Source organism: Methylobacterium sp. A52T, from assembly GCF_053346095.1.
The window spans coordinates 1-25293 of the sequence record NZ_JBKFBI010000018.1 but is presented as its reverse complement, the minus strand read 5'-3'; the positions used below and the strand labels follow the sequence as shown (position 1 = coordinate 25293).

At 71.9% G+C, this 25293-nt stretch carries 25 protein-coding genes; 9 read left to right on the top strand and 16 right to left on the bottom strand.

Annotated features, from left to right (window positions below; genetic code table 11):
* Window positions 1-49 precede the first annotated feature (49 nt).
* Together ACLBYE_RS06935 and ACLBYE_RS06930 are read right to left on the bottom strand one after the other, a co-directional pair.
* Window positions 50-1366: a homoserine dehydrogenase gene (locus tag ACLBYE_RS06935; RefSeq protein WP_447693589.1), complete on the bottom strand. Its 1317-nt coding sequence runs from the start codon at window positions 1364-1366 to the stop codon at window positions 50-52.
* Between the two features lie 109 nt (window positions 1367-1475).
* The gene (locus ACLBYE_RS06930; protein ID WP_447693588.1) at window positions 1476-2162 is read right to left on the bottom strand and encodes a ceramidase domain-containing protein; all 687 of its coding nucleotides are present in this window, start codon (window positions 2160-2162) and stop codon (window positions 1476-1478) included.
* 95 nt (window positions 2163-2257) lie between these two features.
* On the opposite strand from ACLBYE_RS06930, the gene xth reads away from it, so the two are divergent.
* Together xth and ACLBYE_RS06920 are read left to right on the top strand one after the other, a co-directional pair.
* Entirely contained in the window at window positions 2258-3052 is a 795-nt protein-coding gene (gene xth / locus ACLBYE_RS06925) for an exodeoxyribonuclease III (RefSeq protein WP_447693587.1), read from the top strand.
* Between the two features lie 23 nt (window positions 3053-3075).
* The gene (locus ACLBYE_RS06920) at window positions 3076-3699 is read left to right on the top strand and encodes a glutathione S-transferase family protein (protein WP_447693586.1); all 624 of its coding nucleotides are present in this window, start codon (window positions 3076-3078) and stop codon (window positions 3697-3699) included.
* Window positions 3700-3706: 7 nt separating this feature from the next.
* Here ACLBYE_RS06920 and ACLBYE_RS06915 read toward each other — a convergent pair whose 3' ends face one another.
* From ACLBYE_RS06915 to ACLBYE_RS06890, 6 genes are all read right to left on the bottom strand, one after another.
* Window positions 3707-4609, bottom strand: a complete 903-nt coding sequence (locus ACLBYE_RS06915; protein WP_447693585.1) for a tetratricopeptide repeat protein — start codon at window positions 4607-4609, stop codon at window positions 3707-3709.
* Window positions 4596-6326, bottom strand: a complete 1731-nt coding sequence (gene ilvD / locus ACLBYE_RS06910; RefSeq protein WP_091677132.1) for a dihydroxy-acid dehydratase — start codon at window positions 6324-6326, stop codon at window positions 4596-4598. The genes ACLBYE_RS06915 and ilvD overlap by 14 nt, the downstream gene beginning before the upstream one ends.
* Before the next feature lie 736 nt (window positions 6327-7062).
* A complete protein-coding gene (locus ACLBYE_RS06905; protein WP_447693584.1) occupies window positions 7063-7923 on the bottom strand; it encodes a transglutaminase-like domain-containing protein in 861 nt (286 codons plus the stop codon).
* Between the two features lie 218 nt (window positions 7924-8141).
* A complete protein-coding gene (locus ACLBYE_RS06900) occupies window positions 8142-8747 on the bottom strand; it encodes a LutC/YkgG family protein (RefSeq protein WP_447693583.1) in 606 nt (201 codons plus the stop codon).
* Window positions 8744-10315 (bottom strand): lactate utilization protein B, encoded by a 1572-nt coding sequence (locus ACLBYE_RS06895; protein WP_447693582.1) that lies wholly within the window; start codon window positions 10313-10315, stop codon window positions 8744-8746. Before ACLBYE_RS06895 ends, ACLBYE_RS06900 begins: the two co-directional genes overlap by 4 nt.
* Window positions 10312-11055, bottom strand: coding sequence for a (Fe-S)-binding protein (locus tag ACLBYE_RS06890; RefSeq protein ID WP_447693581.1), 744 nt, complete (start codon window positions 11053-11055; stop codon window positions 10312-10314). Before ACLBYE_RS06890 ends, ACLBYE_RS06895 begins: the two co-directional genes overlap by 4 nt.
* A gap of 216 nt (window positions 11056-11271) precedes the next feature.
* Here ACLBYE_RS06890 and ACLBYE_RS06885 point away from each other — a divergent pair, with 216 nt between their 5' ends.
* Window positions 11272-11664 carry a DUF2267 domain-containing protein gene (locus ACLBYE_RS06885; protein WP_012319882.1) on the top strand — a complete coding sequence of 131 codons (393 nt, stop codon included), beginning with the start codon at window positions 11272-11274 and terminating at the stop codon, window positions 11662-11664.
* 174 nt (window positions 11665-11838) lie between these two features.
* Window positions 11839-12057, top strand: coding sequence for a hypothetical protein (locus ACLBYE_RS06880; protein ID WP_012319883.1), 219 nt, complete (start codon window positions 11839-11841; stop codon window positions 12055-12057).
* A gap of 24 nt (window positions 12058-12081) precedes the next feature.
* Here the strand turns inward: ACLBYE_RS06880 and ACLBYE_RS06875 are convergent, their stop codons facing one another.
* On the bottom strand, window positions 12082-12975 hold the full coding sequence (locus ACLBYE_RS06875) for a hypothetical protein (protein ID WP_447693580.1): 894 nt from the start codon (window positions 12973-12975) through the stop codon (window positions 12082-12084).
* 84 nt (window positions 12976-13059) lie between these two features.
* Window positions 13060-15129 carry a M3 family metallopeptidase gene (locus ACLBYE_RS06870; RefSeq protein WP_447693579.1) on the bottom strand — a complete coding sequence of 690 codons (2070 nt, stop codon included), beginning with the start codon at window positions 15127-15129 and terminating at the stop codon, window positions 13060-13062.
* A gap of 183 nt (window positions 15130-15312) precedes the next feature.
* Here ACLBYE_RS06870 and ACLBYE_RS06865 point away from each other — a divergent pair, with 183 nt between their 5' ends.
* The 3 genes from ACLBYE_RS06865 to ACLBYE_RS06855 all read left to right on the top strand — a co-directional run bounded on the left by ACLBYE_RS06865 (window position 15313) and on the right by ACLBYE_RS06855 (window position 18142).
* Complete coding sequence (locus ACLBYE_RS06865; protein ID WP_447693578.1) at window positions 15313-16296, top strand: extensin family protein; 984 nt, start codon at window positions 15313-15315, stop codon at window positions 16294-16296.
* Window positions 16297-16372: 76 nt separating this feature from the next.
* On the top strand, window positions 16373-17482 hold the full coding sequence (locus ACLBYE_RS06860; RefSeq protein WP_447693577.1) for a L,D-transpeptidase family protein: 1110 nt from the start codon (window positions 16373-16375) through the stop codon (window positions 17480-17482).
* A 270-nt stretch (window positions 17483-17752) separates the two neighbouring features.
* Window positions 17753-18142, top strand: coding sequence for a response regulator (locus ACLBYE_RS06855; protein WP_012319888.1), 390 nt, complete (start codon window positions 17753-17755; stop codon window positions 18140-18142).
* Between the two features lie 38 nt (window positions 18143-18180).
* Here the strand turns inward: ACLBYE_RS06855 and ACLBYE_RS06850 are convergent, their stop codons facing one another.
* Together ACLBYE_RS06850 and rsmI are read right to left on the bottom strand one after the other, a co-directional pair.
* A complete protein-coding gene (locus ACLBYE_RS06850) occupies window positions 18181-18570 on the bottom strand; it encodes a YraN family protein (protein WP_447693576.1) in 390 nt (129 codons plus the stop codon).
* Complete coding sequence (rsmI, locus tag ACLBYE_RS06845) at window positions 18567-19538, bottom strand: 16S rRNA (cytidine(1402)-2'-O)-methyltransferase (protein WP_447693575.1); 972 nt, start codon at window positions 19536-19538, stop codon at window positions 18567-18569. The genes ACLBYE_RS06850 and rsmI overlap by 4 nt, the downstream gene beginning before the upstream one ends.
* Window positions 19539-19673: 135 nt before the next feature.
* Between rsmI and ACLBYE_RS06840 the strand changes: the two genes are divergently transcribed.
* Window positions 19674-20939 carry a penicillin-binding protein activator gene (locus ACLBYE_RS06840; RefSeq protein ID WP_447693574.1) on the top strand — a complete coding sequence of 422 codons (1266 nt, stop codon included), beginning with the start codon at window positions 19674-19676 and terminating at the stop codon, window positions 20937-20939.
* Here the strand turns inward: ACLBYE_RS06840 and hemW are convergent, their stop codons facing one another.
* From hemW to rph, 3 genes are read right to left on the bottom strand one after another with little or no spacing between them, the layout of a single operon-like run.
* Complete coding sequence (gene hemW / locus ACLBYE_RS06835; protein ID WP_447693573.1) at window positions 20940-22127, bottom strand: radical SAM family heme chaperone HemW; 1188 nt, start codon at window positions 22125-22127, stop codon at window positions 20940-20942.
* Window positions 22128-22153: 26 nt separating this feature from the next.
* A complete protein-coding gene (gene rdgB, locus ACLBYE_RS06830; protein ID WP_447693572.1) occupies window positions 22154-22783 on the bottom strand; it encodes an RdgB/HAM1 family non-canonical purine NTP pyrophosphatase in 630 nt (209 codons plus the stop codon).
* On the bottom strand, window positions 22780-23493 hold the full coding sequence (gene rph, locus ACLBYE_RS06825) for a ribonuclease PH (protein ID WP_447693571.1): 714 nt from the start codon (window positions 23491-23493) through the stop codon (window positions 22780-22782). The genes rdgB and rph overlap by 4 nt, the downstream gene beginning before the upstream one ends.
* 167 nt (window positions 23494-23660) lie before the next feature.
* Between rph and hrcA the strand changes: the two genes are divergently transcribed.
* Window positions 23661-24716, top strand: a complete 1056-nt coding sequence (gene hrcA / locus ACLBYE_RS06820) for a heat-inducible transcriptional repressor HrcA (protein WP_020091867.1) — start codon at window positions 23661-23663, stop codon at window positions 24714-24716.
* Between the two features lie 54 nt (window positions 24717-24770).
* Here hrcA and ACLBYE_RS06815 read toward each other — a convergent pair.
* Window positions 24771-25293 (bottom strand): DUF1236 domain-containing protein (locus tag ACLBYE_RS06815; protein ID WP_447693570.1); only part of this gene is annotated, 523 nt, incomplete at its 5' end.

Genomic DNA, 25293 nt, shown 5'->3' with positions numbered 1-25293 from the left:
CCCACTATCCTGCATCAAGCGGTGGCGGGTCACGCTACCGTATGCACTGTTATTCACGCTCGATCCGGATCAGCTGCGGCGGCTCCGCCAGCAGCCCGTCGGCGCCGATGGCGTCGAGCGCGTCGCGGATGTTGCCCTCGGTCGCCGCGTAGGTGATCAGCACCAGCGGCACGGGCCGGCCGGAGCGGCCGCGCGGATCGGCCTCCGGCCCCTCGACGCGGCGCTGCAGGATGCTCTCCAGGGAGATGGATCGCTCGGCCATCCGCTGCGCGACGCCGGCCGCGACGCCCGGGCGGTCGTGGACGGTGAGGCGGATGTAGTAGCCGCCCTCGTGACGCTGCATCTCCACGCGCTCGCTGGCGCGCATCGCCGCGGCCGGAACGCCGAAGGTCGGGCGGATCACGCCGCGCGCCACGTCGGCGATGTCGGCCACCACCGCGGAGGCCGTGGCCTCGCCGCCGGCGCCGGGACCGATGAGCGTGAGCTCGCCCACCGCGTCCGCGTCGATCGTCACGGCGTTCGTGACGCCCATGACTTGCGCGATCGCCGAGGATTTCGGCACCATGGTCGGGTGGACCCGCTGCTCGATGCCGGCCTCGGTCGCCTGCGCGACGCCGAGGAGCTTGATCCGGTAGCCGAGCTCGTCCGCCATGCGCAGATCGAGGGGCTGCACCCGGGAGATGCCCTCGACCGACACGCCGTCGGCGTCGACGGCGGTCCCGAAGGCGAGGCTCGTCAGGATCGCGAGCTTGTGCGCGGTGTCGAACCCCTCGACGTCGAAGGTCGGGTCCGCCTCGGCGTAGCCCAGGGCCTGCGCGTCCTTCAGGCAGGCCTCGAAGGTCAGCCCCTCGCGCTCCATGCGGCTGAGGATGTAGTTGCAGGTGCCGTTGAGGATCCCGTAGACGCGGGAGACCGCGTTGCCCGGCAGGCCCTCGCGCAGGGTCTTGATCACCGGGATGCCGCCGGCCACCGCCGCCTCGAAGGCGAGGGCCACGCCCTTCGCCTCGGCCTGCGCGGCCAGGGCGGCGCCGTGGCGGGCGAGGAGCGCCTTGTTGGCGGTCACCACCGGCTTGCCCGCCGCGAGCGCCGCCTCGACCACGGCCTTGGCCGGTCCCTCGGCGCCGCCGATCAGCTCGACCACGCAGTCCACGGATTTCGACCGGGCTAGCGCCACCGGATCGTCGAACCACGCGATGTCGGACAGGTCGAGGCCGCGGTCCCGGCCGCGGTCGCGCGAGGAGACCGCGGTGACGCGGATGTCGAGGCCCGCCGCAGCGAAGGCGGCGCTGCGGCGCTCGACCATCCGGACCACGGACGCACCGACGGTCCCGAGTCCGGCGATCCCGAGGCGAAAGCTCACTGTCATGACCCCTTCCGTGCCCGGGCGACCGCGATGGGCCGGGCGCCCGATGCGGCGCACTTCTGCAAGAAATCCGCCCCGCCCGCAAGGAATTGGCCCGGGACCGCGGGGCGTGTCACCCGGCCGTCTCCCGGTGTCGGATCGCCGTCGCCACGAGGGCGTACAGGACGACGGCGTTCAGCACGTGCCAGAGCGGGTGCGTGCCGGTCGGCAGCAGCGCGCAGGCCGCCCGGTCCGCGGTCCGCGCCGCGAGCGAGATCAGGAAGAGCAGGCCGATGCCGGCGAGCCGCCGCCCCGTCCCGACGAAGCGCTCCTCGGGCCGCCGCGCGGCCGCCCAGGCGACGCCGAACAGCGCCAGCAGGGCGGGCAGGTAGTCGACCGAGCCGTTGGTGAGCCGCGCGACATCGAGGCCGGTGAGGCCGTCGAGCAGCGGCGTGAGCGCGAATCCGAGGAGCGCGAAGCCGCCCGTCGCCGCCGCGACCCGGACTGGCGCCAAGCGCAGGAACCGCGAGAGGGCCAGCGCGAGGTAGGCGTAGATGAACAGCGCGATCGGGACGCCGTCCGCGAGCATCGCCCAGTAGACCGCCAGGGTGTGGAACAGGAACGAGCCGACGCCCACCACGGCGATCAGGGCCGCCAGCCTGAGGCAGATCCGGTCCGGCGGATCGGCCGCGGCGGCGCGCCGCGCCGCGGCGGCGGCGGCCAGCAGGAAGGCCGCGTTCGACAGCGCGTTCGCGGGCTCGGCCCAGAAGTCCGGACCGCGGCGCTCGCAGTAAGCCGACACCGGCTCGAACCAGTTCATCCGCCGACCCTACTTCCCCGTCCTTGCGCCGGGATGGCCTTGTCAGCGCGACGCGAAGCGCGGATGACGGCCGGGCGGCGACCGGAAGCGAGGCGATGCGGATCACCACCTGGAACGTCAACTCGATCAAGCAGCGGCTGCCGCACCTCCTCGGCTTCCTGGAGGAGGCGCGGCCCGACGTGGTCTGCCTGCAGGAACTCAAGTGCCAGGACGAGGTCTTCCCGCGCGCCGACATCGAGGCGGCGGGCTACGCGGTCGAGACGCTGGGCCAGAAGGCCTATAACGGCGTGGCGCTGCTGGTCCGGGCGCCGCTGGCCATGTCGGAGATCCGGCGCGGGCTGCCGGGCGATGCCGCCGACGAGCAGGCTCGCTACATCGAGGCGCTGATCTCGGGCGCGGACACCCGCCCGGTGCGCGTCGCGTCGATCTATCTGCCCAACGGCAACCCGGTGGACAGCCCGAAATACCCGTACAAGCTCGCGTTCATGGAGCGGCTGCGGCTCCACGCCCGGGCGCTGCTGGAGGACGAGATCGCGGTGGTTCTGGCGGGCGACTACAACGTGATCCCGGAGGCGGCCGACGCGGCCGATCCGGAGGCGTGGCGCTCGGACGCCCTGTTCCTCGGGACGACCCGGGCGGCGTTCCGGGCGATCCTCGCCGAGGGCTACACCGACGCCCTGCGCGCCTGCGACCCGCGCGACGGGCTCTACACCTTCTGGGACTATCAGGCCGGGTGCTGGCAGCGGAATGCGGGCATCCGCATCGACCACCTGCTGCTCTCGCCCCAGGCCGGCGACCGCCTGGTCTCGGCCTCGGTCCAGAAGCACATGCGCGGGCTCGACAAGCCGTCGGACCACGTGCCGGTCACGGCGGAGCTGGCGGCCGGTTAGAGCCGCGATCGGGGGGAACGACGATGATCATCTACGGCAGCAGCGTGTCGCCCTACGTGCGCAAGGTGCTCGCGGCGCTCTACGAGAAGGGCGTCGCCTTCGAGCACCGCCCGGTCGGCTTCCACGCGGCGGATCCCGGTTTCCGGGCCGCGAGCCCGATGGGGAAGATCCCCGCGATGGAGGATGCCGGGTATCGCCTCGCCGATTCGAGCGCCATCGTGGACTACCTCGAGCGGCTGCATCCGGCGCCCGCGCTGATCCCCGAGGACGCGCGGGACGCCGCCCGGGCCCGCTGGTTCGACAAGTTCGGCGAGTGCGAGCTGACCCGGCAGGTGCTGGTGCCGTTCGTCGAGCGCTTCCTCAAGCCCCGCCTGTTCAAGGTCGAGGGTGACGAGGCCCTGGCGCAGCGGACCGTCGACACGGCGCTGCCGCCGCTGTTCGACTACCTCGAATCGCAGATCGACGGGCCCTACCTCGTCGGCGGCCGGTTCGGCATCGCCGACATCGCCGTGGCGGCACCGTTCCACAACCTGCGGCTGGCCAAGGTCGCGGTCGACGGCGCCCGCTGGCCGAAGCTCGCCGACTGGGTGGCGGCGACGCTGGAGCGGCCGTCCTTCACCGCGGCGATCGCCGCGGCGAAGAGCTGAAGGCCGCTCAGCGCCGCTTGCGGATCGAGCCCACGGTCTGCAGCTGCGTCTGCGCCTCGGCGCGGTCGTCCTCGCTGGCGGCCGCCCAGTTCTTCTCGTAGAGCGCGACGATCCAGTCGTCCTTGCGGCTCTCGGCGCCCTCCCGCGCGAGGGAGAGCCACATCAGGCCCCGCACCCGCTGGATCGGGATGCCGCCCAGGCCGTTGACCAGCATGTCGCCGAGCAGCGCCTGCGCCGGGTGGTGGCCCTTCTCGGCAGCGAGGTTGAACCAGCGCGCGGCCTGTCGCGGGTCGGCCTCGACGCCGGTGCCGTCGAGGTAGAGCCGGGCGAGATTGTACTGCGCGTTGGGGTCCCCGTAGTAGGACGCCGCGTAGTTGAACATGTCGTAGGCGCGCTCGGGGTTCGGGCGCACGTAGGTGCCCTTGATCCCCTCCAGGAAGTAGGTGCCCAGAGCCGTGAAGGCGCTGCCCAGGACCGCCGAGTTCTGCGGATCGGGCCCGTCATCGGTGCTGGCATCGGCGATCCGCGAGAAGAACTCGAACGCCTTCAGGTCGTCGTGCGGGACGCCGTCGCCGTCGGCGTACATCCGGCCGAGCTTCCACAGCGCCAGGGCGTGGCCCTGGCCGGCCGCGTATTCCAGGGCGCGGGCGGCGCCCTGCTTGTCGCCGGCATTGTACTCGCGCATGCCGGCGCGCAGCGCGTCCTTGGCCGAGCGGTAGCTCTTGTCGGCGACCGGGACCTGCACGGGCGTGCGGACATTGGCGTCGAGGGCGCGCGACGGCGCGACCGGCAGCGCGACCAGGGCGAGCGCCCAGGCCGCGACCGCGAGGCCGCCGACGGACCGGAACCGACCGGGATCGGCCCCGGCCGGCGCCCTGCGCCGGCTGAGGTCAGTCCTAGACGTCCGCATAGCTCTGCGTCTCCTTGGCACCTCCCGGATGGGTGACGGCGCCGTACAGGGCCGGGCCGACGCCCTGCGCGTATTTCCAGAGGTAGCCGGAGGTCGCGGTGTTGGGCCGCGCGGTCCAGGCCTTGCGCCGCTCGGCCAGCTCCGCGTCCGACAGGGCGACGCTGAGCGTGCCCTGGATCGCGTCGAGGGTGATCACGTCGCCGTCGCGCAGCAGCCCGATCGGGCCGCCCACGGCGGCCTCGGGTCCGACATGGCCGACGCAGAAGCCTCGGGTCGCGCCCGAGAAGCGCCCGTCGGTGATCAGCGCGACCTTGTCGCCCATGCCCTGGCCGTAGAGGGCCGCCGTGGTCGACAGCATCTCGCGCATGCCGGGGCCGCCCCGCGGACCCTCGTAGCGGATCACGAGGACGTCGCCTTCCTGGTAGCTGCGGGCCTGGACGGCCGCGAAGCAGGCCTCCTCACCGTCGAACACGCGGGCCGGGCCGGTGAAGACCTGCTTCTCGGCCGGGATGCCGGCGACCTTCACGATCGCGCCCTCGGGGGCGAGGTTGCCCTTGAGGCCGACGACGCCGCCGGTCGGGGTGATCGGGCGGTTGGCCGGGTAGACCACGTCCTGGTCCGGGTTCCAGGTCACCCGGTCCATGTTCTCCGCGATGGTGCGGCCGGTAACCGTCAGGCAGTCGCCGTGCATGAAGCCGTGGTCGAGGAGCGTCTTCATCAGCAGCGGGATGCCGCCGACCTCGAACATGTCCTTGGCGACGTAGCGCCCGCCGGGCTTCAGGTCGGCGATGTAGGGCGTGCGCCGGAAGATCTCGGCCACGTCGAACAGCGTGAACTCGATGCCGCACTCATGGGCGATCGCCGGCAGGTGCAGCGCCGCGTTGGTCGAGCCGCCCGAGGCCGCCACCACCGTGGCGGCGTTCTCCAGCGCCTTGCGGGTGACAATGTCGCGCGGGCGGATGCGCTTCTCCAGGAGCTCCATCACCTTCTCGCCGGCGGTGGCGCAGAACTTGTCGCGGATCTCGTAGGGAGCCGGGGCGCCGGCCGAGTACGGCAGCGCCAGGCCGATCGCCTCGGAGACGGTCGCCATGGTGTTGGCGGTGAACTGCGCGCCGCAGGCGCCGGCCGACGGGCAGGCGACCTGCTCCAGCTCGTCGAGGTCCTCGAGGCTCATGTCGCCGACGGCGACCTTGCCGACCGCCTCGAACAGGTCCTGGACGGTCACGGGCTTGCCGCGGAACGAGCCGGGCAGGATCGATCCGCCGTAGATGAAGATCGAGGGCACGTTCAGCCGGACCATCGCCATCATCATGCCGGGCAGCGACTTGTCGCAGCCCGCGAGGCCGACGAGGGCGTCGTAGGCGTGGCCGCGCATGGTCAGCTCGACCGAGTCGGCGATGACCTCGCGCGACGGCAGCGACGCCCGCATGCCGCCATGACCCATGGCGATGCCGTCGGTGACGGTGATCGTGCAGAACTCGCGCGGCGTCCCGTTGGCGGCGGCGACGCCCTTCTTCACCGCCTGCGCCTGGCGCATCAGCGAGATGTTGCAGGGCGCGGCCTCGTTCCAGCAGGAGGCGACACCCACCAGCGGCTGGTGGATCTGCTCGCGGGTCAGGCCCATGGCGTAGAGATAGGAGCGGTGCGGGGCGCGGTCGGGCCCCTCCGTGACGTGGCGACTCGGCAGCTTCGACTTGTCGTTCAAACGCGTCACCATGACTTCAGACCAAGCCTTCGCAGCCGATCCCGAGGGTGCGTTGAACCGCGGCGCGTCGCCGTTCGCGAGGCGCCGGGAGATCCGTCCGCGTGCTCGGGAAGTCCTCGTTTCCGAACGGTAAACCGTTGTCGAATTTGCCGTTTACCGCGGAGGTTGAGGTGGGCCCGGACTATGGCGGGATCGCGGCGTTTACGGGCAGGTCTCGGGGCGGAGCGGGGATCGTTTTACGGTGTTGCGACCCCGCCACAGCCACGCTTGCGGCGATTTCGGCGGCGACGACAAGATGAAGGACAATGGCGCGGCGCTACCGAGGCGCTCCTGCGCGACGCAACTTGTCTTCGGGCAAGCCGAGGATTTCCCGGCCGCGATACGGGCGGGACGCGGCAATCCGGCACCCGGAAAGTCGCCGTATCACTGTCCCTGCGCGGCACCGGCGCCGGCAATACGCGGACCGACGTGCGGAACACATGTCGCGCCGCCGCCGCGGCTGGTCCGGCGCGCCAATCTGCTTTCATGCCGCGCGGTCCTCAATCGCGCGGAACGGCGGTGCCGGCGCGCGTCCGTGGCGGCGTCGCGGGCCTGATCGAAGGGAGCCCGCGTGCCGCGCTTCGCGGCCGACGCGCCGCTCTCCGCCGACGGAGGCTGGAATCGGGCGTCCTGCACCGGCACCCGCTTCGCCGCGGCGCGCCCGGGATCACGGGATCACAGGACGACGTGATCCCGGCCGGATCCGTGCTCAGGCCGCTCCGGCGTGCGGCGCCGGGATCTCGGTCGAGATGGCGTCCACCGTGCGCGGCATCGGGCTGCCCTGCCCGTCCGCGCGCTGGATCCGGACCTGCTGATTGACCGGCTGCATGTTGCCGAACGGCGTCGAGAATGCGATCTCCGCGGCGTCGCGCCCGACGCCGATCCGCACCAGCCCGTCGAGGTCGGCCTGCCGGGTGGCGTCGAAGAGCCACCAGCGCCCGTCGAGATAGGCCTCGAACACCGCGTGGAAGTCGCTCGGGACGAGGCCGTGGGCGTAGCAGCTCACGAACCGGGCCGGGATCCCGAGCGCCCGGCAGAAGGCGGCGCCGATATGCGCGAAGTCGCGGCAGACGCCGGCGCGCTTCAGGAGCGACTCGTGGGCGGTCGTCTCTCCGTCGCTGGAGCCGGGCTGGTAGGCGATGTGGTCGTGGATCCAGTTGCAGATCTGGTTGACGCGGGCGTGGCCCTTGGGGAGCGCCCCGAACTCGGCCAGCGCGAACGGCGTCAGCCGGTCCGAGGAGACGAACCGGCTCGGCAGCAGGAACGGCAGGATGTCGAGGGGCAGCTGCCCGATGGGCGTCTCGTTGACGGTCGCCGGGTCGGCCCGGTGCACGGTCAGGTCGACCTCGGCATTGTACTCCAGCGCGAACTGACCGGTCGGGACGTTGACCGCGAGATAGCGGTTCTGGAGGTCGGGGGTCGTGTAGAGATCGCGCTTGAGGTTCGGCGTCAGGACCAGGCTCTCGGTCAGGATCTCGACGCTCTTCAGCTTTGCCATCTCCAGATTGAAGATGAAGGTGGTGTCCGAGAGGATGTTGTAGGACAGGCTGCAACCGAGGGTGTAGCGCATCGGATCTCCTTGCCGGATGACGGCCCATCCGCCGTCCAAGCAAGGGGCGCGCCCGACCGTCGGTTCCGGCTCGATCGGGGAGTCGCGGGCTAGACAGGGGCGCCGCGCGGAGCGGACCGCTCTACCGTCATCGCGAGCGGAGCGAAGCGACCCAGGGCGGCGCGTCCCTGGATTGCTTCGCTCCGCTCGCAAGGACGGCTGGAGCGATGGAACCGGTCTCAGCCGCGCTCGGCGGCATCCCGCGGGAGCAGGACCACCGTCAGCGAGCGCACGCCCTGCGCGCCGTGGATGAGGACACCCTCGATGTCGGCGGTGGCCGACGGGCCGGTATGCAGCACCGCGTAGGCCGAGCGGCCGAATTCCGGCCGGCGGTAGGCCGCCTGCACGTTCGGCACGATGTCGGCCGGGTCGAGCAGCACGACGAGGTGCTGCGCGAGATAGGCGACCGCGTTGACGATCAGCTGGTCCTGCGTGAACAGCACCGAGCCGGTCTCGGCGATGCCGAACACCGCGCGGACTACCGCCACGTCCACGTCCTCGACCTCATGGGGCGCGCGCACGCCCCGCAGGTCGCGGTTGCCGGTCAACTCCGGGACCGCGGAGGCGACGACCTTGGCGGTGTCGAGGCGCTCGCGCACGCCGGCGAACACGTCGCCGGCGCCGGGCTCGGCCACGCGGCCGCCCATGCGCTTCAGCCGCTCACCGAACTCGGCGACCAGGTCCTCGCCGACCAGCGGCGCGAACAGCGGCACCTCCGGCAGCGGGAAGTCCCCGGCCGGCCGGTTCCTGCGGATGCCGTCGAGGATCGCGTCGCGGGCGCTCATCGACCCGTGTCCTTCATGCGGTTCTGCTTGTACCAGGCGTGGAAGGTCTGGCGCGGCGCGTCGGGCATCTCGCGCTTCTTCCCCCAGGTGTTGAGCGGGTTGTAGACCGCGAAGCGCGGCAGGACCTTCAGGGCGGAATCCGCCGCGCCGATCGCCGCCCGGTAGGCGGCCGGGCGCGAGAGCACGGCGCCCGCGGCCTTCATCATGCCCTGCTTGAGCGCCGGGATCTGGTGCTCCTCGACCAGCACCTTCCGCCACGCGAAGATCTGCTCGTGGATGTTGATCTTCACCGGGCAGACGTTGGTGCACGAGCCGTTCATCGTCGAGGAGAACGGCAGCGTCGAGTATTTCCGCTTGTTGAAGGTCGGATCGATGATCAGCCCGATCGGCCCCGAATAGGTCGCGCCGTAGGAGAGGCCGCCCGAGCGCCGGTAGACCGGGCAGGTGTTCATGCAGGCGCCGCAGCGGATGCACTTCAGCGAGGTCCAGAACTCCTCCATGCCGAGGCGCTCGGAGCGGCCGTTGTCGACCAGCACCATGTGCATCTCGGTGCCCGCGCGGGGGCCGCGAAAATGCGAGGTGTACTGGGTGATCGGCGAGCCCAGCGCCGAGCGCGACAGCAGGCGGATGAACACCCCGAGGTGCTCGACCTTCGGGATGATCTTCTCGATGCCGATGGAGTGGATCTGCAGCGGCGGCACGTTGCCGGACAGGTCGGCGTTGCCCTCGTTGGTGCAGGTCACGACCGTGCCGGTCTCGGCGATCGCGAAGTTGCATCCGGTCATGCCGGCATCGGCCTTCAGGATGTAGGGCCGGGTGGTCTCGCGCTGGCTCTCGGCGAGGTAGTGCGCGTCGTCGTTGTCCGGATCGGTGCCGAGCGTCTTGGCGAAGACCTCGGCCACGTCCATCCGGGTCTTGTGGACGGCCGGCGCCACGACGTGGCTCGGCTCCTCGTTGTCGAGCTGCTGGATCCGCTCGCCGAGATCCGTCTCGATGACCTCGATGCCGTTGGCCGCCATGTGGTGGCGGAAGCCGCACTCCTCGGTGAGCATCGACTTCGACTTCACCAGCGTCTTCGCGCCGTGACTCCGCAGGATCTCCAGCACGATCCTGTTGTGATCGGCGCCGTCCTTCGCCCAGTGGACGTGGACGCCGTTGGCCTTCGCGGCCGCCTCGAACTGCTCGAGGTACCGGTCGAGGTGGCTCAGCGTGTGGGTCTTGATCTGCGAGGCAAGCTCGCGGAGCTCCTCCCACTCGGGGATGCCGTGCGCGGAGGCGTCGCGCTTCTTGCGCAGGTCCCACAGGCGCTCGTCGTGGGCGGCCTGGTGCAGCGGCGCCGCGAGGAAGCGCTCGGCGGCCTCCGACTGGTTGATCGGCCGGTCGCCCCGGATCTTCGCGCCGCGCGGCTGCGGCTCCCGGGTCTGCGGGGCGCGGATCGGCTTCGAGGCGGCTTCCGCGTGCTGGAGACGCCGGCCGTCCGGCGCCCGCTCGCTCTCGTCGTGGCCGGCCCGCACCTCGGGGTGGATGACGCCTTCGCGCTCGCGGGAGTTGAGATCCTCGGCGCTCATGCGGCGGCTCCGTTCAGCACCTGCGCGATGTGGATGTACTTGAGCGGCAAGCCGAGCCGTTCGGCGCAGCCCTTCTGGTGCATGAGGCAGGAGGAATCCGCCGAGACGACGTAGGCGGCCCCGGCCCGGCTCTGATCGGCGACCTTGTCGTAGCCCATCTTCGCCGAGACGGCGGGCTCGAACACCGAGAAGGTGCCGCCGAAGCCGCAGCACTCGTCCGGCCGGGCGAGGTCGACGAGCTCGACCCCCTTCACGAGGCGCAGCAGGTCGAGGGGCTTCGAGTAGTAGGGCTTCACCAGCTCGGTCGGCCGCGCGTGGTGGATGCCGCGCAGGGCATTGCAGTTGGTGTGATAGGCGACCTTGTGGGGGAAGTTCGCCCAGGGCAGGTCCTCGACCTTCAGCACATCGTGCAGGAACTCCACGAGCTCGTAGGTGCTGGCGCGGACGTGGCGGACCTCGTCGGTCTGCGGGATCGCCGTCAGGTGCTCCCGCACTTGGTGAACGCAGGAGCCCGACGGGGCGACGATATAGTCGAAGCCGGAGAAGTTCTTGACGAACAGCGCCTCGGTCGCGGCGGCCTCGGCGTGGCAGCCGGTGTTGGTCATCGGCTGGCCGCAGCAGGTCTGGTCGAACGGGTACTCGACCGTGCAGCCCAGGCGCTCGAGGAGCTCGAGGGTGGCGATCCCGACCTCGGGCTCGAAGGCGTCGACGTAGCACGGCACGAACAGGCCGACCCGCATGGTCCGGCAACTCCCTGGATCACCCGGCCCGGCGGCCTGGAACGGTTCAAGACTGACCGAGGGTCTACCGGAAGGGGCGGCCCTTGGCGAGGTCGCGCGCTGCGGCACCGTGCCCGCTGTAACCGGGGAGTTTTCCTGGGAAGCGATGCCGCGCGCTTGATTTCCGACGCCTCAGAGTCGAAGGACGTCTGGAAGCGTTCCGAAGAGATCATCACCATGGAAGAACTGCTCGCCCGCGTCACCACCCGCACCGGGCTCGACGCCGCGACCGCTCAGACCGCCATCGGGCACATCCTGGCCTTCCTGCAGAAGGAAGGGCCCGCGGCCGAGGTCGGCCAGCTCCTGGCGGCCCTGCCGGGCTCCGAGGCGCTGATCGCCGAGTCGAATGCCGGCGAGAGCGGCGGCGGCGGCCTGATGGGCATGCTCGGCGGCATGATGGGCGGCGGCGGCGTCATGGCGCTCGGCCAGAAGCTGATGGCCGCCGGCGTGCCGATGGGTCAGATGCAGCCGCTCGGCCAGGAGCTGTTCGCCTTCGGCCGCGAGAAGGTCGGCGAGGACGCGATGGGCCCGATCATCGGCTCGATCCCGGGGCTGAACCAGTTCGTCTGACCGCGGGCCGGTGTGCGCGGCCGCACTGCATTCGGGTGACGCCTGGACGAAAGTAAAAAAGAGGTTGCGGAGCGAAAGCTTGACGGAACCTGTCCACGCGATCCCCGTTATTGGGGATGTGGCCCGGATCGACGCCTTCGGCAGTGTCCGGCACCGCACTCAAGCAGGCCGGCCATGCCCGTCTTCGAAGCCAAGAACCTGGACAGCGAGTTCGAAGGGCAGTCCCTGCTCGCTGCCATCCTGCACCCGACCCGCGCGGCGCAGACCCGGGCCCTGCGGCACGGGCGCAGGCGGGCAGAGCGCGCGGCGGCTCTGGCCGATCCGATGACGATCGAGCCGCGCTTCCCGATCGCGCCTGGCGAGCTGGCGCCGACCGGGTTCACGGGCCGCTGAGGCACCCGGCGGTCGCGCCGAGGCCTACCAGGCCTGCGCCGTGACGAGACCCTGGCGGGTCACCACCACCCATTCCCGACCGTGGCGCTCGACGCCCTCGACGCGGCCGACGCCCGGGATGACGTCGCCGGGCGCGACCTCGACGAGGCGGCGCCGGCGATTCTCCAGGATCGCGGTGCCCTCGTAGACGTCCCGCAGGGCCCAGCCCTCGATGACCGGCGGCTTGTCGGGCGCGGCCGGCTTCGCCTTCGGCTCGCCCACCTTGGCGTCCGCGACCTTGACCTCGGGCTTCGCCTCGGCGGCGCGGGCGGGCTCCCCGATGCTGCCGGTCTGGGTCGGCTCCGCCTTCGCGGCGGCCGGGGTCGCGGCCGCGCGGCGGTCGAGCTGCGCGGCGAGGCCGCTGAGGCGTGTGTTGTGGTCGCGCTCGACTTGATCGAGCCGCTCGCCGAGGGCCGCGATCTTGCCGTTCAGGCCCTTGTCGACCTGCGCCAGGCGCTCGCCGAGGGCGGTGCTGCGGCTGGCCGCCTCCTTCCGCGCCACGTCGGTCGAGGCGCGCAGGTCCGCGAGCACGTTGTGGAGCTGCGCGATGTCGGCGGCGAGGCGCACGGTCTCGGTGCGGCCGGCATCGAGCGTCGTCTCGAGGGCCGCGAGCGCGTCGGGCCGGACCGAGGCCGGGCGGGAGAGCGCCATCACGCCCCCGCCCAGGAGGACGCCGAGCGCGAGGGTCGCCCCCGGGACCGCGAACCGCTTCGGATCCAGGTGCGACAGCGACGCCAGCGCGAACTTCCCGCTGGCCGGCGAGGCCGCGGTCTCGGTCGCGGCGGCCGCGGCGTCGGTCTTGCCGGTCACCGCGGCCTTGAGCAGGTCGGCCGGCGAGATGCCCTGGGAAACGCCCTGCTTGGCTTCGATCTTCGTCATCGCCCCGAACTCCGCACGCGGCCTCGCGCTGCAAGCGTTCGTTAAGGACGTTTGTTTACGAAACCCTTACCGCACGCCAGTCGCTCAGGCCGCGAGCCCGCGCTTCTTCAGGAGCGGCTCGATGCTCGGCATCCGCCCGCGGAAGGCCGTGTAGGCCTCGCGCGGGTCGCGCAGGTTGCCGGCCCCGTACACGAAGGTGCGCAGCCGCTTCGCCGTCTCCGGATCGAAGATGTCGCCGGCCTCGCGGAACGCGTCGAAGGCGTCGGCGTCCAGCACCTCAGACCAGAGGTAGCTGTAGTAGCCGGCGGCGTAGCCGTCCCCCGAGAAGATGTGGGCGAAGTGCGGCGTCCGGTGCCGCATGCTGATCTCGGCCGGCATGCTGATCCGCCGCAGCGCCTCGGCCTCGAAGGCGGGCACGTCGAGACCGCCCTCGCCCTCCGCCGAGAGGTGCAGGGTCATGTCGACGATCGCCGAGGACGTGTACTCCACGGTGGCGAAACCCTGGTTGAAAGTCCGCGCGGCGAGCAGCTTCCGCAGCAGGGCGTCGGGCATCGGCTCGCCCGTGCGATGGTGGCGCGCGTGGGTCCGCAGGACTTCCGGCTGCTCCAGCCAGTGCTCGTAGAGCTGCGAGGGCAGCTCCACGAAGTCGCGCGACACCGCCGTCCCGGACAGGAGCGGGTAAGTCACGTCCGAGAGCAGCCCGTGCAGGGCGTGGCCGAACTCGTGGAACAGGGTGCGCGCGTCGTCGAAGGACAGCAGCGTCGCCTCGCCGTCGGGCGCCTTGGCGAAGTTCATGACGTTGACGATGATCGGCGTGACCGTCCCGTTCAGGCGCTCCTGCGAGCGGAAGGCGCTCATCCAGGCGCCGGACCGCTTCGAGGCGCGGGCGAAGTAGTCGCCCAGGTACAGGCCCACCTCGGACCCGTCCGGATTGCCGACCCGCCAGACCCGGACATCGGGATGGTAGCGCGGCACGTCGGCGAGTTCCGTGAAGGTCAGCCCGAACAGCCGCGAGGCCGTGTCGAACGCCGCCTGGATCATCCGCTCCAGCGGCAGGTACGCCTTGATCTCGCTCTCGTCGAGGTCGTGCTCGGCGCGCCGCACCTTCTCGGCGTAGTGCCGCCAATCGTGCGCCTGGAGGGCGAAGTTGTGCCCCTCCGCCTGGATGGTGGCCTGGAGACGGTCGCGCTCCTCCGCCGCCCGCGCGCGGGCCGGCGTCCACACGTCCCGCAGCAGCCCGGTCGCCGCGTCCGGGCTCGCCGCCATCGTGTCGTCGAGGGCGAAATGGGCGAAGCTCTCGAATCCGAGGAGCCGCGCCCGCTCGGCGCGCAGCCGGATGATCTCCGCGATGATCGCCCGGTTGTCGGTCGCGCCGCCGTTCTCGCCGCGCCGCGTCCAGGCCGCGTAGGCGCGCTCGCGCAGGTCGCGCCGGGTCGAGCAGACCAGGAACGGCTCGATCAGCGAGCGGGACAGGGTGATGACGTGACCGTCGAGGCCGCGCTCCTTCGCGGCGCTCTCGGCCGCGGCCCGCAGGAACGGCGGCAGGCCGGCCAGATCCTCCTCGCCCTGCAGCGGCAGGGTGAAGCTGCTCTCGTCGGCCAGGAGATTCTGGCTGAACGTGGTCCCGAGCTCCGACATGCGCGCCGCGATCTCGGCGATGCGGGCCTTGTCCTCGGGTCCCAGATCCGCCCCCGAACGGCGGAAGCGGATCCGGTACCGGTCGAGGACCCGGCGCTCTTCCGCGCTCAGGCCCTCGGCGTCGATCGCCGAGATCCGGGCCCAGAGCTCGGGGTTGAGGTAGATGGCGCTGCCGTGCCGGGCGAGCTTCGGCCCGATCTCCCGCTCGATGGCCTGCAGCTCGGGGTTCGTGTGGCTGCCGGTCAGGTTGTAGAACACGCCGGCGACGCGCTCGAGGGCGAGGCCGGCCCGCTCCATCGCCTCGACGGTGTTGCCGAAGGTGGCGGGAGCGGACTGGTTCGCGATGGCGCGGATCTCGGAATCGTGGGCCGCCAGGGCGGCGTCGAACGCGGGCCGGTAATGCTCCGGCCGGATCCGCTCGAAGGGCGGGAGGCCGTGCGGGGTGCTCCACTGCGCCTCGCGGAAGGGATTGTCTGGCGGCAGGCTCGGGAGCCCGGCATCAGCTGCGTCCGACATGCAGTCCTCGATCTCGACGTCCACGCGACGGCGCGAGCGTTCGCGCCGCCGGTCCGCCGACATGGGGTGTGCCGGCGCGATCCGGAAGACAGTGGTCCGATCGGCGCGGCCGTCAACCGGGTCCGGGCGATCCGAATGGCGTCTCGCCCGTTGTAGAGGCCAACGCCCACGCTTCGAGGCCCCATGCCGGGACGCAGCCTGTCGATCCTCCGATCCGCGACGCTCCTGGCGGGCGGCGCCCTCGCCGCGGGGCTCGCCCTCCCGGCCACGCCGGTCGACGCCGTCGAAACGCCGGCGGCCACGGTGCCGACGCCCCCGCCCCTGCCGCCGGAGCGCCCCGAGGCGCTGAAGCCGCCCGTCGCCGAGCCAGCGCCACCGACGCCGCCGGCGCGGCCGCCCGAGCTGAAACCCGCCGTGGCTGAGCCGAGCAAGGAGCCGAGCAAGGACCCGGCCCGGGAGCCGTCGAGAGAGACCGGCCGGGACAAGCCGCCGGAGGTCGGTCAGGAAGCCGGGAAGGAAACCGCGAAGGAAACCGCGAAGCCCGAGATCCCCTCACCGCCGCCGGCGCCGCCCGCGCGGCCGCCCGAGCTGTCGGGCGCGGCCGCCCTGGCGCTCAAGGTGACACCGCCGGACGATTCCGCCTGCCGGACGCGCCTCAAGCGTCTCGGGGTCGAGTTCGAGCCGCTGCCGGCGATCTCCGAAGGCCAGTGCACCGCGCCGCTGCCGCTCAAGGTGACGAAGTTCGCCGACGGGGTGGCGCTGCCGCAGGGCGCCACGCTCACCTGCCGGACCGCCGAGGCTCTGGCGCGCTGGGTCACGGAAGTGCAGATCGAGGCCGATCGAACGCTGAAGCATCCGCTGAGCGCGCTCGAACTCGGCGGTTCCTATGTCTGCCGGGGACAGAACCACGACGTCGACGCCAAGCTCAGCGAGCACGCCTTCGCCAACGCCGCCGACATCATGGGCTTCGCCTTCGCGGGACGCGCGAGCATCCCCGTCAAGGCGATGCCGGACGGTTCCGAGGAGGCGCAGTTCATCGGCGCGGTGCGCGCCAAGGCCTGCGGCTTCTTCCGCACCGTCCTCGGCCCGGGCTCGAACGCCGCCCACGCCAACCATTTCCACCTCGACGAGCGAGAGCGCAACGGCGGTCACCGCCTGTGCCAGTAGAGCGGCGTGGAACGTTCCCGCAGGTCCGGCATTTCTCGGCTCGGGAGCGCGCCCGCTCCCTGGAATGACGACGGCGATGATCCCGAAACCTTGGCGGCCGGTCTGCGTGGCTCTCCTGGCGAGCTGTCTGGCCGCACACGGCGCGGCTGCCCGGACGGGGAAGGGCCGGAAGGCCGAGACGGCGCAGCCGCCGGCGCTGACCGCCGAGGCGGTGAACGCCGCGACCCTGGCGCAGGCGGGCGCCGGGAAGACCGAGGGCTCGAAGTCCGAGAAGGCGCGTCGGGTCAAGTCGTCGGACGAGAAGCCCGATCCGCTGATCGTCAAGGCCCAGGTGCTGCTCGATCGCGCGCGCTTCTATCCCGGCGCGATCGACGGCCGGAAGGGCGACAATTACCGGCACGCCCTCTCGGCCTTCGCGGTGGCCCAGGGGCTTCCCGCCGGCGAGACCCTGACGCCCGAGATCTGGGACAAGCTCCAGGCGACCAGCGACAAGCCCGCTGTCACGGACTACACGCTCACCGAGGCCGACGCCGCGGGCCCCTACGTCGAGCGGATCCCGCCCAAGATGGAGGAGCAGGCCGAGCTCAAGTCGCTGGGCTACACCAATCCCCGCGAGATGCTGGCCGAGCGCTTCCACATGAGCCGCGACCTCGTCAGCGCACTCAATCCTGGCAAGCCCCTGGACAAGGCCGGCACGACCATCGCGGTCGCGGCGGTGGACCCGATGGGCACGGACAAGCCGAAGGCCAAGGATCTGCCCCAGGAGCCGAAGGTCGAACGCATCGAGGTCGACAAGTCGAGCCGCGACGTCCGCGCCTACGGCGCCGACGGGAAGCTCGTGGCCTATTATCCCGCGTCGATCGGCAGTGCCGAGAAGCCGGCCCCGAGCGGCGAGACCAAGGTGAAGGGCGTCGCGTTCGACCCGGACTATACCTACAACCCGAAATACGCGTTCAAGGGCGTGAAGGCGCAGCACAAATTCACCATCCAGTCGGGACCCAACAACCCGGTCGGCTTGGTCTGGATCGACCTGGCGATCCCGAGTTACGGGATCCACGGGACGCCGGAGCCCGAGAAGGTCGGGAAGACGGAGTCCCACGGCTGCATCCGTCTGACCAACTGGAACGCCCGCGACCTCGCCGCGCATGTGACACGGGGCGCCAAGGTCTCGTTCAAGGACGACTGAGCGGCCGCGTGGCGGCACACGCGTACGCCCGCGCGAAGCCGTCCGCACAAAAATGTATCATCGGTTAACATAGCGCCCGGTCTGGGTGTCGGAACGGGCCGGGAACGCTTGACACATTGCGCATTACGGGCGACGCCTCAGGTTGTCTCGCGGGCTGACCCTCGGGCCGCGTTCACCCGTCCGGACGCTGCTCACGCGGTGCGCAAGGCGTGACCAGCCGCATGGCAAGATCCCCGGCGACGGGGGCATTCGAAGGGAAGACGGCCCGGCGTGATTGCTGACCCCAACGACGACGTCCTCAACGGCGTCCGTGTTCTCGTCGTCGAGGACGAGGCCGCGATCTCGATGCTGCTGGAGGACATGCTCCTCGATTTCGGCTGCGCCGTGGTCGGGCCGGCCGCGCGGCTGTCCTCCGCGCTGGAGATGGCGTCGCAGGAAGCGTTCGAGGTCGCCATTCTCGACGTGAACGTGGCGGGTGAGCCGATCTACCCGGTGGCCGAGGCCATCGCCAAGCGCGACCTTCCGCTTGTCTTCTCGACCGGTTACGGCGGTGCCGGCATCCGCGAGCCGTTCCGCGACAGGCCCGTCGTCCAGAAGCCGTTCAGCCAGGCCGACCTGAAGCGGACCCTGATCGGGGCGATCCGCGCCGCCCGGGACTGAGACCCGGCGCGGCGGCTCCGGCGGCGTCGGGCCGCCCGTCAGAGCCCCTCGATGGTGAAGACCCGCTCGACATGGGCGGGCCAGGTGCGGGATCCGACGAACACGGCGTCGGCCCGGAACGTCGACCCGGCACACCACGCGTTGCGACCGATCCAGGCCCGGACCGCGCGGGAGAAACGCCGCCGCTTGGCGGCGTCGATCGCCTCCCGGGCGTCGTCGCGGCGCGCCCGCGCCTTCACCTCCACGAACACGACGGTCTTCCGGCGCCGGACGACGAGATCGATCTCGCCGCCCGCGACGCTGACGCGCCGGCCGATCGGCCAGTAGCCCTTGAGCATCAGCGCGGCGAGCGCCAGCCACTCGGCGCGGTGGCCGAGCCGGTAGGCGGCGCGGCGCCGGCCGGCCCGATCCGGCAGGGCCCCGGTCATCCCTGGTCCCGCGCCAGCGCCAGCGCCCGGGTATAGACGAGGCGCCGCGGCTGACCGGTCTCGTCGGACACGAGGCTGGCGGCATCCTTGATCGAGTGCCGCTCCAGCGCCGCCAGGATCAGGGCGTCGAGGGCGGCATCCGAATCCGCGCTGCGCTCCGGCGCCGTCGCCGCACCGATGATCACCACGATCTCCCCCTTCGGCGGTCCCTCCTGGGCGAAGCGCGCGCTCAGGCTGCCCAACGTATCGCGCCGGATGGTTTCGTAGAGCTTGGTCAGCTCGCGGGTCACGGCCGCCGGCCGCTCCGGACCGAGCACCGCGGCGGCGTCGGTCAGCATGTCGGGGAGGCGATGCGGCGACTCGAACAGGACCAGGGTGCCGGGAACCTGGATCAGCGCCTCCAGGCGATTGCGCCGTGCTCCGGCTTTCTGCGGCAGGAAGCCCTCGAAGAAGAACCGGTCGGTCGGCAGGCCCGCCGCGACCAGCGCGGTCATCACCGCGGACGGCCCCGGGACGGGCGTGATGGCGATCCCGGCCTCGATGGCGGCCTGGACCAGCTTGTAGCCGGGATCCGAGACGAGCGGCGTCCCGGCATCCGAGACCAGCGCCAGGGCCTCGCCGGCGTCGAGCCGCGCCACCATCCGCTCGCGCACCGCGTCGTTGGAATGCTCGTGATAGGCGAGCAGCGGCGTCGTGATCCCGTAATGCGCCAGCAGGTTCCGGGTGACGCGGGTGTCCTCGGCCAGGACCGCGTCGGCGGCCGCCAGGGTCGCCAGCGCCCGGATGGTGATGTCGCGCAGGTTCCCGATCGGCGTCGCCACGATGTGCAGGCCGGGCGACAGGGGTTCGGTCTCGCTCGCGAGGCCGAAGGCCGTGAAGGTCGTGCTGCGCGGGCGGTCGGGGGCGAGCTTCTGGGACGGAGCTCGGGTCGGGGCGGCGGGCCCCGGGTCGTCGAATCTGCGGGTCATCACCGGCGATCTTGCCACACTGGTCGCCTCTCGTCGCGGCGAGGCCGCGTGGCCGGGGGGCAAGTCCCCGCCGCCGCGTTTACATTTGAGAATCCGCCGGTCAGGCTGCGGAGCCTGCCCGAAGGAGTACGCGCCATGGCGCGCCCGACAAGCGCGCGGGACCGTCTCGTGCGTGTCACCGCCCAGACCGCCGCGCTCTGCGCGATCCTGCTCTCGCTCGGCGGTTGCGTCGGCAGCGACCTCGCGCGGCGCGCGACCGGGCCGCAGGCCGAGCTGTCACCGCCGGCCGCCGTGCCGGATGCGCCGGGCGCCGCGCCCGCAGCGCCGCCGATGCCGGCCGCGGGCGGCGGCGGTCGCATCGGGGCGGGCTCGGTGAAGGTCGCCCTGGTGCTGCCGCTGACCGGCCAGGGATCGACCGTGGGGGCCGCCATGCGCAACGCGGCGCAGCTCGCCTACGACGAGGCCCAGCAGCCCGACCTGACGCTCATCGTCGAGGACGACCGGGGCAGTCCAGACGGCGCCCGGGAGGCGACCCAGGAGGCGCTGCGGCAGGGCGCCGAGATCGTGCTCGGCCCGCTCTTCGCCGGCAGCGTGCAGGCCGCCGCGGCCGTCGCCAGGACCGCCGGCAAGCCGGTGATCGGCTTCTCCACGGACGCGACCGTGGCGAACCAGGGGGTCTACCTGCTGAGCTTCCTGCCGCAGCCGGAGGTGGACCGCGTGGTCGAGGACGCGGTCGCGGGCGGGAAGAGGTCCTTCGCGGCGCTGATCCCCGAGACCGCCTACGGCAACGCCGTCGAGGCGGCGTTCCGGGAAGTCGTCGCCCGGAAGGGCGCGCGGGTCGCCGCCGTGGAGCGCTACCCGGCCGGCGCGCCCGGCCCGGCGGTCGAGCGGCTCGCGCGGGTGATCGCCGGGCCCGGCGCCACCGCCGACGCGCTGTTCATCCCCGAGACCGCGGACGCGATGCCCGCCGTGGCGGCCGCGCTGACGAAGGCGGGCTTCTCGCCGGCCCGGGTGCGCCCCCTCGGCACCGCCCTCTGGAACGAGCCGGCACTGTTCGCGCTGCCGGCCCTCCAGGGCGGCCGCTTCGCCGCGCCGGACCGCGTCGGCTTCTCGAATTTCAGCGCGCGCTACCAGGCCCGGTTCGGCGCCGTCCCGCCGCGGGTGGCCTCGCTCGCCTACGACGCGGTGCTGCTCGCCGCGGCCCTGTCGCGGCGCTACGGCTCGCAGCGCTTTGCCGAGAGCACCCTGACCAACGGCCTGGGCTTCGCCGGCGTCGACGGGACGTTCCGGTTCCGGCCGGACGGTCAGAGCGAGCGGTCCCTCGCGGTCTACGAGATCCGCAACAACGCCGCGACGCCCGTCAGCCCGGCACCCCGGGTCCTCGCCAAGCCCGCGATCTGATCAGGCGGCGAGCTCGGCGACCAGGGCGTTGAGCACCAGCGCCCCCCGCGCCGTGGCGGCGATGCGGCCGCCCGGCAGCCGCTCGAGCAGGCCGTCCCCGATCAACACGCCGATCCGGTTGCCGTTCAGCGGCCGGCCCTTGAGCGCCGCGTAGCGGTCGGGATCGATCCCCTCGCGCAGGCGCAGGCCCATCACCAGGAACTCGTCGGCCTGGTCGGCGGCCGAGAGGGTCTCGGTCTCGACGATCCCGTGGCCCTCGGCCTCGACGCGGGCGAGCCACGCCTCGGGCGACCGCTCCGTCACGGTCCCGATCCGGCCCCGGCCCGTCACGAGCCGTCCGTGGGCGCCCGGACCGATCCCGGCATACTCGCCGTAGCGCCAGTAGAGCAGGTTGTGCCGCGATTCCGCGCCGGGCCGCGCGTGGTTCGAGATCTCGTAAGCCGGAAGGCCGGCCTTGGCGCAGAGCTCCTGGGTGACGTCGTAGAGGGCGCGGCCGACCTCGTCGTCCGGCGTCACCAGCTTGCCGGCGGCGGCGAGCCCGTGGAACGGCGTCCCGGGCTCGATGGTGAGCTGGTAGAGCGAGAGGTGCTCGGCGGCCCGCGCGAGCGCGTCGCTAAGCTCCGCCCGCCACATCTCCGGCGTCTGTCCGGGCCGCGCGTAGATCAGGTCGAAGGAGGTCCGCGCGAACGCCGACTGCGCCAGCGCGATCGCGTCGAGGGCCTGCGCGGTGTCGTGCAGGCGCCCGAGGGTCCGCAGCGAGGCGTCGTCGAGGGCCTGGATCCCGAGCGACACCCGGTTGACCCCGGCGGCGCGGTAGCCGTGGAAGCGGCCCGCCTCGACACTCGACGGGTTTGCCTCGAGGGTCACTTCCGCGTCCGGCGCGACCGCCCAGTGCGCCGCCACCGCGTCGAGCAGGCCGGCCACGGTCGCGGGCCGCATCAGCGAGGGCGTGCCGCCGCCGAGGAAGATGCTGGTCACGGTCCGGCCCGGCGTGCGGGCGGCGCTGTGGGCGATCTCGGCGCGGAAGGCCGCCAGGAAGCGCGGCTCGTCCACGCCCGCGTGGCGGACGTGGCTGTTGAAGTCGCAGTACGGGCACTTCGCGGCGCAGAAGGGCCAGTGCAGGTAGATCCCGAAGCCCGCGTCGCGGGTCGGATGGTCCGGGCCGGTCGATGACATGATGGCGGGCATGTGAGCGCCCGCGACCCGTTTGGCAATCAGGCGCCGGGCGCGAGGCAGGCGCGGCTCAGCTCGACGAAGGCCCGCGCCCGGTGCGACAGGCCCAGCCCCTTCTGCCAGTCGACCCCGTGCTTCTCCTCGGCGCTCATCTCGCCGAAGGTGCGGTCGTGGCCGTCTGGCCGGAAGATCGGGTCGTAGCCGAAGCCCGCGGAGCCCTTCGCGGCGACGAGGTCGCCGAAGACCCGCCCCTCGAACAGCTCGGTGTGCCCGTCCGGCCAGGCCAGCACGAGGGCGGACACGAAGTGCGCCCGGCGGTCGGAGGCGCCGCGCCGGTCGAGCTCGGCGAAGATCCGCGCCATCGCGCCGGTGAAGTCCTTGGTCGGGCCGGCCCAGCGGGCCGAGAAGATGCCGGGCGCGCCGTCGAGGGCGTCGACGCACAGGCCGGAATCGTCCGCGAAGGCCGGCAGCCCGGTGGCGTCGGCCGCCGCCCGCGCCTTGATCGCCGCGTTCTCGGCGAACATCGTGCCGGTCTCGTCGGGCTCGGGCAGGCCGAGCTCGCCCGCCGACACGGCCTCGATCCCGAACGGCGCGAGCAGGTCGCGCATCTCGGCGAGCTTGCCGGCATTGTGCGTGGCGATCACCACCTTCCCGGTCAGACGCCGGCTCACGCGATCGCCTCCTTCTGCAGGGCGACCAGCCGCTCGGTGCCGGCGCGGGCGAGGCCGAGCAGCTCGAGGAGCTGCTCCTGCGTGAAGGGCTCCATCTCGGCGGTGCCCTGCACCTCGACGATGCCGCCGCGGCCGGTGAGGACGAAGTTGGCGTCGGTCTCGGCCGCCGAATCCTCGGCGTAGTCGAGGTCGAGGACCGGCATGCCCTTGTAGAGGCCGCACGAGACGGCGGCGACGTGGTCGCGCAGCGGGTCGACGGAGATGATCGAGCGAGTCCGCATCCAGGCGAAGCAATCGTGCAGCGCCACCCAGGCGCCCGTGATCGCGGCGGTGCGGGTGCCGCCGTCGGCCTGGATCACGTCGCAATCGATCGTGATCTGGCGCTCGCCCATGGCCGGGAGGTTGGTGACGGCGCGCAGCGACCGGCCGATCAGCCGCTGGATCTCCTGGGTCCGCCCCGACGGCTTCCCGGAACCGACCTCGCGGCGGGTGCGTTCGTGCGTCGCACGCGGCAGCATGGCGTACTCGGCCGTGACCCAGCCTTTGCCGGAACCGCGCAGCCACGGGGGCGCGCGCTCTTCCAGCGACGCGGTGCAGAGCACCCGGGTGTTGCCGAAGCTGACGAGGCAGGAGCCCTCGGCGTAGCGCGAGACCGCGCGCTCCAGGCTCACGGGCCGCAACTCGTCGGCGGCACGCTTGGAAGGCCGCATCGCGGGCCCCTTCTGTCGAGAGTGTCGAGGGCCGGGCTCTTAGGCCGCCGCGCCACCGCGGGCAAGCATCGCCGTACGGATTGATCCGCGCGGGACGGTTGGACATGATCGGACCACAGGATGACCCCGTGACACACCCCAGTCCCAACTTCTCGAACGGCCAAGCGATGCAGGCGCTCGCCGCCCTCAACGAGCGTGCCCGGGAGATCTTCCGGCAGATCGTCGAGAGCTACCTCACGACCGGCGAGCCGGTCGGCTCCCGGAATCTCGCGCGCATCCTCCCGATGGCGCTGTCGCCGGCCTCGATCCGCAACGTCATGGCGGATCTGGAGCATTCCGGCCTCATCTTCGCGCCGCACACCTCCGCCGGCCGCCTGCCGACGGAGCTCGGCCTGCGCTTCTTCGTGGACGCGATGCTCGAGCTCGGCGACGTCAGCCAGGACGAGCAGGCGCGCATCGAGGCGCAGATGCGCGCCGCCGCCTCGGGTCACACCTTCGACTCGGCCCTGGCCGAGGCCTCGACCATGCTGTCCGGCGTCTCCAGGGGCGCCGGGGTCGTCCTGACCACCAAGGCAAACGTCAACCTGAAGCACATCGAGTTCGTGCGCCTCGATCCGGCCCGCGCCCTCGTCATCCTCGTCTCGGACGACGGCTCGGTGGAGAACCGCCTCGTGGACCTGCCGGCGGGCCTGCCGGCCGGCGCCCTCCAGGAGGCGACGAACTTCCTCAACGCGCGCCTGCAGGGCCGCACCCTCGGCACGCTGCGCGCCGAGATCGAGGCCGGCCGCAAGGCGATGAAGCGGGAGCTCGACGCGATCACCGAGCGCCTCGTCGACGCCGGGCTCGCCACGCCGGTCGGCCCGACGGAGGCCCGCCAGCTGATCGTGCGCGGGCAGGCAAACCTGCTCGACGACCTGCGCGCGGTGGAGGATCTCGAGCGGATCCGCCTTCTGTTCAACGATCTGGAGACCCAGAAGGACGTGATCGATCTCCTGTCCCGCGCCGAGGGCGGCGAGGGCGTGCGGATCTTCATCGGCTCGGAGAACAAGCTGTTCTCGCTCTCCGGATCCTCGCTGATCGCGGCGCCGTTCCGCGACGGCTCGCAGAAGATCGTGGGCGTCGTCGGCGTCATCGGTCCGACCCGGCTGAACTACGCGCGGATCGTGCCGATGGTCGACTACACGGCGCGCGTGGTGTCGAAGCTCCTCGACGGCGGGCGGTAGAGGGCGCCGGGCAGAGGATCCGCCCGGCACGCCGAAGTTGCCGTGATTGCCGAATCAGGCCGGGATCACGTCCACGATCTCGTAGGTGTCGGGATCGATGATCACGATGTCGTCGCGGACCAGGACGAAGTCGTAGCCCTCGTATTCCGGCACCAGTTCGATGATCGCCGGCGGCAGCCTGTGGAGCCTGACCGAGCGCGGGATCGCGGTGCCGATCGCCAAGCCGAAAGCCACGTCCCGGAGCGGCGAGACGCCCAGACGCGTGATCGAGCTGCGGAACTCGGTCCGCTGGCGGGTGTCGAGGCGGCCGACAGCGCCGCGGACGGCGCCCCGGTCGCGGGCACCGGCACGGCCGTCCCGTTCGCCGGCCGGACCGCGACCGCCGCGCTCGGGACCGGCCGCGTCGCGATTGCCCCGCTCGGGTCCGGCACCCGGCTCGCGACCGCCCCGGTCACCTCCCCGGTCACCGCGTTCGTTGGCACCGGGATTCGCGGCCGGGCCGCCCCGGTCCGCCGGTCCGTTGCGCTCGGCCGCGCCGCCCGGGCGACCCGGTCCCTCGGCGCCGCGACCCGCCGGC